The 13553-nt window shown below is 38.2% G+C and carries 13 protein-coding genes and 1 other annotated feature; of the genes, 8 read left to right on the plus strand and 5 right to left on the minus strand.

What is annotated here, in order from left to right; genetic code table 11:
• The 4 genes from HMPREF1117_RS04885 to rplL all read left to right on the plus strand — a co-directional run bounded on the left by HMPREF1117_RS04885 (window position 1) and on the right by rplL (window position 4299).
• Entirely contained in the window at window positions 1-1743 is a 1743-nt protein-coding gene (locus tag HMPREF1117_RS04885) for an ABC transporter ATP-binding protein (protein WP_001254292.1), read from the plus strand.
• Window positions 1744-1853: 110 nt separating this feature from the next.
• The gene (locus HMPREF1117_RS04890) at window positions 1854-3113 is read left to right on the plus strand and encodes a TRZ/ATZ family protein (RefSeq protein WP_000870423.1); all 1260 of its coding nucleotides are present in this window, start codon (window positions 1854-1856) and stop codon (window positions 3111-3113) included.
• 68 nt (window positions 3114-3181) lie between these two features.
• Window positions 3182-3317, plus strand: a sequence feature (ribosomal protein L10 leader region).
• 38 nt (window positions 3318-3355) lie between these two features.
• A complete protein-coding gene (rplJ, locus tag HMPREF1117_RS04895) occupies window positions 3356-3856 on the plus strand; it encodes a 50S ribosomal protein L10 (protein ID WP_001287265.1) in 501 nt (166 codons plus the stop codon).
• 74 nt (window positions 3857-3930) lie between these two features.
• The gene (gene rplL, locus HMPREF1117_RS04900; protein ID WP_001196965.1) at window positions 3931-4299 is read left to right on the plus strand and encodes a 50S ribosomal protein L7/L12; all 369 of its coding nucleotides are present in this window, start codon (window positions 3931-3933) and stop codon (window positions 4297-4299) included.
• A gap of 209 nt (window positions 4300-4508) precedes the next feature.
• On the opposite strand, the gene HMPREF1117_RS04905 is transcribed toward rplL, so the two are convergent.
• From HMPREF1117_RS04905 to HMPREF1117_RS04925, 5 genes are all read right to left on the minus strand, one after another.
• Window positions 4509-5144: a GNAT family N-acetyltransferase gene (locus tag HMPREF1117_RS04905; protein WP_000435122.1), complete on the minus strand. Its 636-nt coding sequence runs from the start codon at window positions 5142-5144 to the stop codon at window positions 4509-4511.
• A gap of 204 nt (window positions 5145-5348) precedes the next feature.
• The gene (locus HMPREF1117_RS04910) at window positions 5349-5648 is read right to left on the minus strand and encodes a DUF1827 family protein (RefSeq protein WP_000767181.1); all 300 of its coding nucleotides are present in this window, start codon (window positions 5646-5648) and stop codon (window positions 5349-5351) included.
• Between the two features lie 58 nt (window positions 5649-5706).
• Complete coding sequence (locus HMPREF1117_RS04915) at window positions 5707-6159, minus strand: NUDIX hydrolase (RefSeq protein WP_000013086.1); 453 nt, start codon at window positions 6157-6159, stop codon at window positions 5707-5709.
• A 130-nt stretch (window positions 6160-6289) separates the two neighbouring features.
• The gene (locus HMPREF1117_RS04920; RefSeq protein ID WP_000882473.1) at window positions 6290-8548 is read right to left on the minus strand and encodes an ATP-dependent Clp protease ATP-binding subunit; all 2259 of its coding nucleotides are present in this window, start codon (window positions 8546-8548) and stop codon (window positions 6290-6292) included.
• A 240-nt stretch (window positions 8549-8788) separates the two neighbouring features.
• Window positions 8789-9019 (minus strand): DUF1797 family protein, encoded by a 231-nt coding sequence (locus HMPREF1117_RS04925; protein WP_000443578.1) that lies wholly within the window; start codon window positions 9017-9019, stop codon window positions 8789-8791.
• Window positions 9020-9209: 190 nt separating this feature from the next.
• Here HMPREF1117_RS04925 and HMPREF1117_RS04930 point away from each other — a divergent pair, with 190 nt between their 5' ends.
• The 4 genes from HMPREF1117_RS04930 (at window position 9210) to pgdA (ending at window position 13543) form a co-directional block, all read left to right on the plus strand.
• A complete protein-coding gene (locus HMPREF1117_RS04930; RefSeq protein ID WP_001011617.1) occupies window positions 9210-9893 on the plus strand; it encodes an amino acid ABC transporter permease in 684 nt (227 codons plus the stop codon).
• Window positions 9893-10627 (plus strand): amino acid ABC transporter ATP-binding protein, encoded by a 735-nt coding sequence (locus HMPREF1117_RS04935; RefSeq protein ID WP_000140933.1) that lies wholly within the window; start codon window positions 9893-9895, stop codon window positions 10625-10627. The genes HMPREF1117_RS04930 and HMPREF1117_RS04935 overlap by 1 nt, the downstream gene beginning before the upstream one ends.
• Window positions 10628-10892: 265 nt before the next feature.
• On the plus strand, window positions 10893-12083 hold the full coding sequence (gene metK / locus HMPREF1117_RS04940; protein ID WP_000003947.1) for a methionine adenosyltransferase: 1191 nt from the start codon (window positions 10893-10895) through the stop codon (window positions 12081-12083).
• A 68-nt stretch (window positions 12084-12151) separates the two neighbouring features.
• Window positions 12152-13543 (plus strand): peptidoglycan-N-acetylglucosamine deacetylase PgdA, encoded by a 1392-nt coding sequence (gene pgdA / locus HMPREF1117_RS04945; protein WP_001043554.1) that lies wholly within the window; start codon window positions 12152-12154, stop codon window positions 13541-13543.
• Window positions 13544-13553 lie beyond the last annotated feature (10 nt).

Genomic DNA, 13553 nt, shown 5'->3' on the forward strand with positions numbered 1-13553 from the left:
ATGAGACGACAAACTGCAAATCAAACACTCACACGTTTGGCTAAAGATATAGCAAGTCATCCCTTCCTCCTTTTTCTAGCTTTTCTAGGAACCATTGCCCAGGTTGGTTTATCGATCTACCTACCTATCTTGATTGGCCAGGTCATTGACCAAGTCCTAGTGGTTGGCTCTTCACCAGTTTTTTGGCAGATTTTTCTCCAAATGATTTTAGTGGTCATAGGAAATACCCTTGTGCAGTGGATCAACCCTCTCCTCTATAATCGTCTAATCTTTTCTTATACCAAAGACTTGCGAGAGAGAATCATCCATAAACTCCATCGTTTACCGATTGCCTTTGTGGATCGGCAAGGCAGTGGGGAGATGGTTAGTCGTGTGACCACGGACATCGAACAGTTGGCAGCTGGTTTGACCATGATTTTTAACCAATTTTTCATTGGCGTCTTGATGATTTTGGTTAGTATTCTAGCCATGCTCCAAATTCATCTCCTCATGACGATCTTAGTATTGCTGTTGACGCCACTGTCTATGGTAATCTCACGCTTTATTGCCAAACGTTCCTATCATCTCTTCCAGAAGCAAACAGAGACGAGGGGGATTCAGACTCAGTTGATTGAAGAATCTCTTAGTCAGCAAAACATTGTTCAATCTTTCAATGCTCAGGAAGCATTTATTCAAAGGTTACATGAAGCAAATAGGAACTACGCAGGATATTCCCAGTCAGCCATCTTTTATTCTTCAACGGTCAATCCTTCGACTCGCTTTGTCAATTCTCTTATCTATGCCTTATTGGCTGGTGTAGGAGCTTATCGGATCATGATAGGATCAACTTTGACAATTGGGCGTCTGGTAACTTTTTTAAATTATGTCCAACAGTACACTAAGCCCTTTAACGACATTTCTTCTGTTTTAGCAGAGTTACAGAGTGCCTTAGCTTGTGCGGAGCGTATTTATTCAGTCTTGGAGAGTTCTGAGATAGCTGAAACTGGAAAGGAAGAATTAACTAGTGATGAAGTCACGGGAGCCATTTCTTTCAAGAATGTTTCTTTTGGTTACCATCCTGAAAAAACGTTAATCAAGGATTTGTCTATTGATATTCCAGCTGGAAGCAAGGTCGCTATCGTTGGGCCAACAGGTGCTGGTAAATCCACCATCATCAATCTCCTCATGCGTTTCTACTCTATTAAGAGTGGAGATATCTTACTAGATGGACGCTCCATTTATGATTATAGATTAGCCTCACTTAGACAAAAGTTTGGCATGGTCCTTCAAGAAACCTGGCTCAAGCAAGGGACCATTTATGACAATATTGCTTTTGGAAATCCTGAAGCCAGTCGAGAACAGGTGATTGCGGCTGCCAAAGCAGCCAATGCCGACTTTTTCATCCAACAATTGCCGCAAGGCTATGATACAAATCTAGAAAATGCAGGAGAATCCCTTTCTGTCGGTCAGGCTCAGCTCTTAACTATTGCGAGAGTATTCCTAACGATTCCCAAGATTTTAATCTTGGATGAAGCAACATCTTCCATTGATACGCGTACAGAAATGCTGGTTCAAGATGCATTTTCTAAACTGATGAAGGGACGAACCAGTTTTATTATTGCCCACCGTTTATCTACCATTCAGGATGCAGACATGATTCTTGTCTTGGTGGATGGTGACATAGTTGAGCAAGGTAATCATCATGATCTCATGGCCAAAAAAGGGAAATATTATCAAATGCAACAGGCGTCGGCCTTTTCCTAAGAATAATCCACTAAATAGCAATATAAGAAAAGTTGCCTTAGGGTGACTTTTTTGTTACAATAACTAGAAAAATTATGATGCAATATTATCTATAAATAAGGAGTGTTACCATGAAAGTCTATCAGCATGTAAATATCGTGACTTGTGATCAAGATTTCCATGTTTATCTAGATGGAATCTTAGCCACTAAGGATTCTCAAATCGTCTATGTCGGTCAAGAGAAGCAAGAGGTTTTAAATCAAGCTGAGCAGATTATAGACTATCAAGGTGCATGGATTATGCCTGGTTTGGTCAATTGCCATACTCATTCAGCTATGACAGGTTTGAGAGGAATTCGTGATGATAGCAATCTCCATGAATGGCTCAATGACTATATCTGGCCAGCAGAAGCCCAGTTTACTCCTGAAACGACTACCAAGGCAGTAAAAGAAGCTTTAAAAGAGATGCTCCAGTCAGGAACAACAACCTTTAATGATATGTACAATCCCAATGGTGTGGATATCAAGCAGATTTATCAGACAGTGAAGGCATCCAGAATGCGTTGCTATTTCTCTCCGACCTTATTTTCATCGGAGATAGAAACAAGTGAAGAAACGATAGAAAGAACACGGGCTGTCATAGAAGAAATCCTCGGATACAATGATACTAATTTTAAGGTGATGGTAGCTCCACATTCTCCTTATAGTTGTAGTAAAGTTTTACTTGAAGCTAGCTTAGATATGGCAAAAGAGTTAAATATTCCAATTCATATTCATGTAGCAGAGACCAAGGAGGAGTCAGCTATCATTCTCAAACGCTATGGGAAACGCCCAGTCGCCTTTCTTGATGATCTTGGCTACTTAGACCACCCTTCTGTCTTTGCACATGGAGTTGAGTTAAGTAAGGGGGAAATAGAACGATTGGCGACTTCTCAGGTGGCTATTGCCCACAATCCAATCAGCAATCTTAAGCTAGCATCGGGTATTGCACCGATTATTCAGTTGCAGAATGCTGGAGTACCAATAGGCATAGCGACAGACTCGGTTGCCTCAAATAATAACTTAGATATGTTTGAAGAAGGTCGTACTGCTGCATTGCTACAAAAAATGAAAAGTGGTGATGCTAGCCAATTTTCTATCGAAACATCACTAAAGACTCTGACAATAGAAGGTGCTAGGGTTCTTAGAATGGAAAAGGAAATAGGAAGTCTGGAAGTTGGCAAGCAAGCGGACTTTCTTGTCATTCAACCTCAAGGAAAAGTTCATCTCCAACCGCAGGAAAATATGCTCTCTCACTTGGTTTATGCAGTGAAGTCAAGTGATGTATCAGATGTTTATATCGCTGGAGAACAGGTAGTTAGAGATGGGGAAGTCCTAACAGTAGAGGTCTAAAGAGAAATATTTTAAAAAAAAAGTTTGCAAAAATCTTGCATTCTTTTTTTGACTATGGTATACTTATATACGGTTTGAAAAAACTGCCTAAGACAGTAGGGGAGCTTGACTCATAAATATCCTACCGAGGACAAAACGTATCATGTAAAAAGAAGCGTATTGTACTTTCGTGTCTAGGTTTGGGCGCGTTTTTCTTTTGGAAAAATTCCCCAAGCAAAATAATTACGGAGGTGAACACACTAATGAGTGAAGCAATTATTGCTAAAAAAGCGGAACTAGTTGACGTAGTAGCTGAAAAAATGAAAGCTGCTGCAGCTATCGTCGTTGTAGACGCTCGTGGTTTGACAGTTGAGCAAGATACAGTTCTTCGTCGTGAGCTTCGTGGAAGCGAAGTTGAGTATAAAGTCATTAAAAACTCAATCTTACGTCGTGCAGCTGAAAAAGCTGGTCTTGAAGAGCTTGCATCTGTATTTGTTGGACCATCTGCAATTGCATTTTCTAATGAAGATGTTATCGCACCAGCGAAAATCTTGAACGACTTTTCTAAAAACGCTGAAGCACTTGAAATCAAAGGTGGTGCAATCGAAGGCGCTGTCGCATCTAAAGAAGAGATTCTTGCTCTTGCAACTCTTCCAAACCGCGAAGGACTTCTTTCTATGCTCCTTTCTGTACTTCAAGCGCCAGTGCGCAACGTTGCTCTTGCAGTCAAAGCGGTTGCAGAAAGCAAAGAAGACGCAGCTTAATCTTAAGCTACGCAGCGTAGCCTAGCTACGAAAAAACTATTATAAAATTTAAAACTTATTTGGAGGAAATAACAATGGCATTGAACATTGAAAACATTATTGCTGAAATTAAAGAAGCTTCAATCCTTGAATTGAACGACCTTGTAAAAGCTATCGAAGAAGAATTTGGTGTAACTGCAGCTGCTCCTGTAGCTGTTGCTGCAGCTGGTGCTGCTGACGCTGGTGCTGCTAAAGATTCATTCGACGTTGAATTGACATCTGCAGGCGACAAAAAAGTTGGCGTTATCAAAGTTGTACGTGAAATCACTGGTCTTGGACTTAAAGAAGCTAAAGAACTTGTTGACGGTGCACCAGCACTTGTTAAAGAAGGCGTTGCAACTGCAGAAGCTGAAGAAATCAAAGCTAAATTGGAAGAAGCTGGAGCTTCAGTTACTCTTAAATAATAGAGCAACTACATTAGTAGCTTAAAACATGATTAAACCGCTAGTCTTAGGATTAGCGGTTTTATTGTGCTTAAAATAGTTTTTAGTAGTAAGAGATTGATAAATGTGGATATGTTTAAATGGTAAACTGATAGTGGAATATTTGGAATAAAATTCATCAGAAAAAGCATCTTATCAAGATGCTTTTATCATATTGAAATTTGTTTTCCTTAGCTAGCAGTGATTGTCTTTAAAAAAGCCCAGTTGCCAATTGATTTTGTACCATATTTTAATTCCATAAAATCTTGTAATACATAATCATTTTTTTCATAGAAAGAAACATTTTTTTCCGTACTTGTAATGAGTCCCAAGTGCTTACATCCTTTTGATTTAACATAAGGTTCCACACACTCCTTCAGAAAAGCACTGCCGATTCCTCTGCCTTTAGTGGATGAATTAACAGCAAGCATCATCAAATACCAATCGAAGTTTTCAGATTTTTTTAAATGTCTTTCAGAACGTTCTACTAGATCAAGGTATTTTAAAAGCTTTTGTGGACTAATGTATTGAAAAAGTTTTATGATACCATTTAATAAATAGGAGAATATCGAAAAATCATGTTGTTGCAACAGGGCAACTGCCACTATCTCACCCTCTTGTTCAGCTATTAAACATGTTTCACCTTTGATATAAAGTCTCGTTAGAAGGCTTTCCATTAATTCTAAAAATTCAGGATAGTATTCAGGTTTTTTTAAATCATCTTTAATAATTGTTAAAAATGGGTAATCAATGAAGGACTTGGCTAATATTTTCCCAATTTTTTTGTATTCATCTATCCTTGCTTTTCTATACATAATTTGTTCCATACATGGTCTCCTTTAGCAAGTATGTGGTTTTCACTGAAGTATACATATTGGATGAATAAGAATTTCAGTGACAAATGGATAGAAATTCTACTCGTTTAAAACTATGCTGTCATTTCAGTATAAAAAATCGGAGATGCTTTAAAAGCAAGATAGAACTAAAATCGGGTCCTAACCTTTTGAACGCTTTACAACCTCTCCAATATTTTATTTTGTAGGAATCGATATCTCAATCAATTTTTCTGAATAGAGTGTTTTGATATTGGCCTCATCAATAGTTTCTTTGCTAATTTTACGTTTTAAGAAAAACTCTTGAATAGCTTCAATTTCAGGCTCGCGAATAGCACGGTGTTTATTCGAGATGAGGATTTCATAGTGAAGCGGGGCTTGGGTAAAAATAACATCTGTATTTCCTGCAGAGTAGACCTCAACTAGTGTTGCATCAGTACTTTCTAGCTGGCTCTTAACAAGATGAGAATGTGAATTAGTCGTATTGATAAGCTTCATATTGTTTCCTCCAATTTTCTAATACTATTATAGCACTTTTTGAAGAAAAAGACTTGTTTTAGTCAATCTTATAGAGTTTTTTCCAAGATTCAATTGCCCATTTATGACTTCCTCGCTTAAGATTTTCAATGGCTTGATCAATTGAGAACCATGCAATATGATTAAAGTCTTCTAGGGGCTTTTGTACTTCTTGAAAAGAAGTGGCTTCATAGAGATAGGCGGGGTTATAATAGTAAGTATCACGGTGACGGGAATAAAAATACTCATCAGCCTGACCAAAGTAAGTACCAATTTCAGCTGTAAAGCCAAGTTCCTCAATCAGCTCACGTTTCAGAGCTTCTTGATGATTTTCATCAGTTTCGATCTCTCCACCGGGTAAAAACCAAGCACCGTTTGGAGCTTGCACGAGAACAATTTTTTGTTTAGTTTTGTCAGGTATAACAGCGTATACACCATATCGAGCTATGTAGTTGACATTTTCTTTTTTTTCACCAAAGGTTGGGTTTGCCATAGTATATTCCTCATTATCAAGTATCTTTACTATTATCATAATGGACTAAAGGCAAGGTGTCAAGTGGCTAGTGATTATTTTAGAAAAAATAGAACAGAGACGACTAGCATCTCTGTTCTATCTGGATGTTTTACTCACTTTCAGAAGTTTTAGTTTCAGTTTTCTTTGCAGATTTGATTTGAATTTTACCATTACTTGTCATAACTGCTTTGAGATCTTTTTCACTTGGATTTTCAAGATAGTAGTCAGTGATAGCGTCTTCAATATAGTCTTGAATAGTACGGCGTAGTGGACGCGCTCCCATTTTTGGATCGTAACCAAGGTCTACCAATTTTTCCTTGACCTTGTCTGTCACATCGAGGTGGATGTTATTGCTAGAAAGGCGTTTGTTCACATCTGCTAGCATTAGTTCAACGATTTGAAGGAGGTTATCCTTGCTCAGAGCTTTAAATTCAATGATACCATCAAAACGGTTCATAAACTCTGGGCTAAAGAAGTTGCCTAGTTCTCCAAGAACAGAGTTGGTGCGTCCTTCTCGAGCAGCTCCAAAACCAACGCTTGCTTCTGATTTTCCTGTTCCAGCATTTGAGGTCATGATAATGATGGCATCTTTGAAGCTAACAGTACGTCCTTGTCCATCTGTCAAACGACCATCGTCTAATACTTGAAGGAACATATGCATGACATCTGGATGAGCTTTTTCGACCTCGTCCAGTAGAATGAGTGAGTAGGGATTTCGACGAACTTTTTCCGTTAGTTGCCCAGCTTCGTCATAGCCGACATAACCTGGAGGGGCCCCTACAAGTTTGGCTACGCTGTGTTTTTCCATATATTCACTCATATCAAAGCGAATCATGCTATCAGCAGAGCCAAAGAGTTCAATAGCAAGTTGTTTTGAAAGCTCTGTTTTTCCGACACCGGTTGGCCCAACAAAGAGGAAACTCCCGATTGGACGATTAGGAGTACCTAGTCCCACACGATTACGGCGAATAGCTTTAGCGATTTTATCAACAGCTTCGTCCTGTCCAATAACATGGGCTTTTAGGTCTTCTGCTAAGTGGATGAGTTGAGACTGTTCTTTTTCTTTAAGATCGCCAACAGGGATATTTGTTTTTTGCTCGATAATATGCTCAATCGTTTTTTCGCTGATTATTGGTGTATCTTGGTCTGTCACCTTTGTTTTTTGCATTTCCTTATATTTTGCAATCTGATCTCGGAAATAGGCAGCTTTTTCAAAATCTTCATCACGTGTAGCTTGTGACTTGAGATTTTCAGCTTCAATCAAGCGTTGATCAATTATTTTTGGATCTACAAAATTTAAAGTCAAGTTCATCTTAGATCCTGCTTCATCCAGAAGGTCAATAGCCTTATCTGGTAAGAAACGATCCTGTATATAACGATTGGATAAAGTAGCAGCCGCTTCAATGGCACTATCCGTATAATGAACGTGATGGTAGTCTTCGTATTTCTTTTGGATACCTTTTAGGATGATAATCGTTTCTTCAACCGTTGGTTCATCAACCTTAACGGGTTGCATACGACGCTCAAGGGCAGCATCCTTTTCAATAATTCGGTATTCGTTGAGAGTAGTAGCTCCTACCAATTGTAACTCCCCGCGAGACAGAGCTGGTTTTAGGATATTGCCTGCATCCATATTGCCATCTCCAGCAGAACCTGCACCGACAATCTCATGGATTTCATCTATAAAGAGAATAATATCATTGCGCTGGCGAATCTCTTCCATGAGTTTTTGCATGCGTTCCTCAAATTGCCCACGGATACCAGTTCCTTGAACTAAGCTGACTACGTCTAGACGGATGACTTGCTTACCTTGAAGTTTATGAGGAACATCACCATCGACGATTTTTTGAGCTAGGCCTTCCACTACGGCTGTTTTACCGACACCAGGCTCTCCGATGAGAACGGGATTGTTTTTGGTTCTACGGTTTAGAATTTCGATAACCCGGATAATTTCTTCATCTCGACCAATAACAGGGTCAATATCTCCACGACGGGCAATCTCAGTAATATTGATACCAAATTCCTCTAGAAGGCCTTTTTCTTGGCTTGGAGGTGGAGTTTGAGCTGGACCACGGCTTTGTGAACCATAGCCCCCGTTGCCACCATAGCCCCCACCTGATTGAGTAGGAGGGATAGGAGGAGTATCGTGCGAAGAAGGTTTAAAATTATTTAAATCATTGAAAAAGTCACCAAATGGATCAAAATCTCTATTGTTTAAATCGGTCATACCTTTGAATAGTGTATTATTTGGATCTGTTTTAATAATTTTATAACAATTTTGACACAAATCAATTTGTTTTTGGTACCCATTATGATTGGTGTAAAGATGAATCGTTGAGTCATTGATTTTGCAGTTTTGACAAAGCATACATCTACCTCATTTCGTTTTGAATTTAACCTAGCAAAAAGGTCAAAAATAGTCAAATTTCTATACATTCATTATAACAGGATTGAGTTGTAAAGCAAGTAAAAAGATTGGATGTTGGCACTTTTTATAAAAGAGTGCTAATAGTATCATAAAAGTAAAAGAAGTCTAAAAAATCCCTTTTGTGGAGACAAAAAGGATTTTGGTAAATTATAATAGGGTTGATTCTGACTTTTGTAAAAATTAGTAAAGGAGTTCGTAAATCTCCATTGCAATCAAGTCGATACTATCAAAAGTGTAAGTTTCACGTGCTTCTACATCACGAAGGGTAAAGAGTGCTCCGTTTTCTTCATCATAGCTGTATGCAACTTCTGCAACAACAACTCCTTCACGTTCAAAGTTACGTTTTAAATTTCCACCGTCTTTTGTCATTGCTTCTAGACGGTTGATGATCCTAACCAAATGTGATTCCATTTTGATTCTCCTTCATTTCTTATCGTTACTATTTTACCACAAATAAGGGCATCTTGACTAGAAAAAACTAAGATTTCTCACTATTTCTAACTTCTAAAAGATTTTTAAGATAAATTTGACAAAGTATTTGCATTTTAATGCAACTTATGTTATAATCATACAGTATTTTATTTTAGAAAGCAGTTTGACTATGAATTTTTCTTTTTTACCTAAGTATTTACCTTATTTTAACTATGGGGCTATTGTGACGGTTCTCATTTCTATATGTGTTGTCTTTTTGGGGACTATTTTGGGTGTTGTCTTGGCTTTTGGGCAACGTTCAAATTTTAAACCGCTTGCATGGCTCGCAAACTTGTACGTTTGGATTTTCCGTGGGACACCAATGATGGTTCAGATTATGATTGCCTTTGCCCTTATGCATATCGATGCTCCGACTATTCAAGTTGGGATTTTGGGGGTTGATCTTTCTCGTCTGATTCCAGGGATTTTGATAATCTCTATGAACAGTGGTGCTTATGTTTCTGAAACAGTTCGTGCGGGTATCAATGCCGTTCCAAAAGGTCAATTAGAAGCGGCCTACTCCCTAGGTATTCGTCCTAAAAATGCTATGCGCTATGTGATTTTGCCACAAGCTATCAAAAATATTTTGCCAGCATTGGGGAATGAATTTATCACCATTATCAAGGATAGTTCCCTTTTATCAGCTATTGGTGTTATGGAGTTGTGGAATGGAGCTACGACAGTTTCTACAACAACCTATCTACCTTTAACACCACTTTTATTTGCAGCCTTTTATTATTTGGTGATGACCTCAATTTTGACAGTGGCCTTGAAAGCTTTTGAAAAACGTCTAGGACAAGGAGATAAAAAATAATGACAGAAACTTTGATAAAAATTGAAAACCTCCATAAATGCTTTGGCAAGAATGAAGTATTAAAGGGCATCAACCTCGAGATTAAAAGAGGAGAAGTTGTCGTTATCATCGGTCCTTCAGGGAGTGGGAAATCTACCTTGCTTCGCTCTATGAATTTGTTGGAAGAAGCAAGCCAGGGGAAGGTTATCTTTGAGGGAGTCGATATTACGGACAAGAAGAATGACCTGTTTGCCATGCGTGAGAAGATGGGAATGGTATTTCAACAGTTCAATCTCTTTCCAAATATGACTGTGGTGGAAAATATTACCTTGTCACCTATTAAAACGAAGGGAGAAAGTAAGCAAGTTGCCGAAAAGAGAGCGCAAGAACTTTTAGAAAAAGTTGGTTTACCTGATAAGGCGAAGGCCTATCCTCAGAGTTTGTCAGGTGGACAACAGCAACGGATTGCTATCGCCCGTGGCCTAGCTATGGAACCAGATGTCTTACTCTTTGATGAACCGACATCAGCTTTAGATCCAGAGATGGTAGGTGAAGTACTAGGTGTTATGCAAGATCTTGCCAAATCTGGGATGACCATGGTGATTGTTACGCATGAAATGGGATTTGCTCGTGAAGTAGCAGACCGAGTCATCTTTATGGCAGATGGAGTGGTGGTAGAAGACGGAACACCAGAACAAATTTTCGAACAGACCCATGAACAAAGAACCAAAGACTTTTTGAGTAAGGTTTTGTAAAATAAGAGTTTTTTTAGAAAACTATCCATTACCATCTTTTATTTTAAAAATGAAGTAAACATGTTTAAAGGATTGAATTTTGATGTATGTCGAAATCAATCCTTTTCTTTTACGTAGAATGGCGTAAAATTGTACAAAATAGTCCAAAAAATGGTATAATGATGTGGTTATATAGTCCCGATAAGATGGTAGGCATTCATCAATAGTTGTTTTCCTACCAGTACTTTGTAACTCTATAACACTATATTTAAGGGGGGACATTTTTATGTCAGAACGTAAATTATTCACGTCTGAATCTGTATCTGAGGGGCATCCAGACAAGATTGCAGACCAAATTTCAGATGCGATTTTGGATGCTATTTTAGCAAAAGATCCAGAAGCTCACGTTGCAGCTGAGACAGCTGTTTATACTGGTTCCGTCCATGTTTTTGGGGAAATATCTACAACTGCTTATGTAGATATCAATCGTGTGGTTCGTGATACCATTGCTGAGATTGGGTATACCAATACTGAGTATGGATTTTCTGCTGAAACGGTAGGAGTTCATCCATCACTCGTTGAGCAATCTCCAGATATTGCACAAGGTGTCAATGAAGCCTTGGAAGTTCGTGGAAATGCAGATCAAGATCCACTGGATTTGATTGGTGCTGGAGACCAAGGTCTCATGTTTGGATTTGCAGTTGATGAGACTGAGGAGTTTATGCCATTACCAATTTCACTCAGTCATAAATTGGTTCGTCGTCTGGCAGAACTTCGTAAGTCGGGGGAAATTAGCTATCTACGTCCAGATGCTAAATCTCAAGTGACTGTTGAGTATGATGAAAATGACCGTCCAGTTCGTGTCGATACTGTTGTTATTTCAACTCAACACGATCCAGAAGTCAGCAATGAACAAATCCACGATGATGTCATTAAGAAGGTTATCAAAGAAGTGATACCAGCTTCTTACTTAGATGCGCAAACCAAATTCTTTATCAATCCAACTGGTCGCTTCGTTATTGGTGGACCTCAAGGAGACTCTGGTTTGACAGGTCGTAAGATTATCGTAGATACATATGGAGGCTATTCACGTCATGGTGGCGGGGCTTTTTCTGGTAAGGATGCGACTAAGGTTGACCGATCAGCCTCTTATGCAGCTCGTTATATTGCTAAAAATATCGTTGCAGCAGGTCTTGCTAAGAAAGCAGAAGTACAACTTGCTTATGCAATTGGTGTAGCACAACCAGTATCTGTCCGTATCGATACCTTTGGTACTGGAACGGTTGCTGAAAGTAAACTTGAAAAAGCAGCTCGTCAAATCTTTGACCTTCGTCCTGCAGGGATTATCAAAATGCTAGATCTCAAACGACCAATTTACCGTCAAACAGCGGCTTATGGTCATATGGGACGTACGGATATTGATCTCCCATGGGAGCGATTGGATAAAGTAGAAGCTTTGAAAGAAGCTGTTAAATAACACAAAAGGAGGACGATTTCCCTCCTTTTTTCATTGAAATTATAGCTTAAATTTGATAAGATAGTCTTATGAATAAAAGTAGAATCAAACGTGTAAACCACGGTAAAAAAAGAATAGCCTTACTAGCCTTGGTGAGTCTGTTATCAGTTAGTATTTGTATTCTAGGATCAATGATTGGTTATAAATTGTACACAAAACAAAGTTTTGAACAAAAGATTGAAAGTATAAAACAAGAAAAAGAGGCTCAATTTAGTCAAGGGAATCAAAAAGATCATTTTCGCAAGGGCAAAGCTGAAGTAGTTGCATATTATCCTCTAAATGGTGGCCAAGTGGTTACGTCTCTCAAAGGAATTATGACACAAGATATCAAAGAAAAATTAGAAGATAAGGATACCCTTGTTTTTTATTATACAGAGAAACAGAATTCTGCTTTAAAAGGAATTAGTGATCATAATGTTACCAAACAAGTATACGATTTAGCGTCTTTTAAAGTTGAGGAAACTGAAAAAACTACACTTGCAAAGTTCCATTTGAATGAAGAAGGAAAATCTTTTACCATTGATCAACTGTTTTTAGATACGATTAAAGCCAAGGAAGTCTTCTTAAAAGAAATTAATGCATTCTTAATAGACAAGAAATTGGATCAAGAAAAGATTGATCAGCTTGTTAAAGAATTTTCAGATAAAGAAATTTCTACCTGGAATTTTGATTATAAGGATAGCCAGATTATCCTTTTCCCAAATCAGAAAGTTGAAAGTATAGACGAGATTCCTTTACCTGTGTCCGCTTTCTTTAATGTTTTACAATCTTCGTATCTGCAAGACAAGGATGCAGAACTTTATAAGGCTTATTTTGAGAAGAAAAATCAAAAAGTAGTTGCATTGACCTTTGATGATGGTCCAAATCCTTCAACTACAAATCAGGCTCTAGACATACTCTCTAAGAATGGAATTAAAGCTACTTTCTTTGTGTTAGGTAAAAATATTTCTGGAAATGAAGAGATATTAAAACGAATGAAAAAGGATGGGCATGTTATTGGAAATCATAGTTGGAGCCATCCAGTACTCTCAAAACTTTCTCTTGATGAGGCGAAAAAACAAATTACTGACACTGAGGATGCTTTAATAAAAGTTTTAGGATCTAGTTCTAAACTTATGCGCCCTCCATATGGAGCGATCACAAATGATATCCGAAATAGTTTAGATTTGAGTTTTATTATGTGGGATGTAGATAGTCTGGATTGGAAGAGTAAGAATGAAACATCCATCTTGACGGAGGTACAAAGACAGGTTCGTAGCGGATCTATTGTGTTACTGCATGATATTCATGGTGAAACTGTCAATGCCTTACCAAAGATTATTGACTATCTGAAAGGACAAGGATATAGTTTCGTAACAATTCCAGATTTGTTGGATACACGTTTGAGACCCCACCAACTTTTCTATAGTCGTGATCAGTAAAACACTAAAT

The organism is Streptococcus sp. SK643, assembly GCF_000259505.1.
Taxonomy (GTDB): domain Bacteria; phylum Bacillota; class Bacilli; order Lactobacillales; family Streptococcaceae; genus Streptococcus.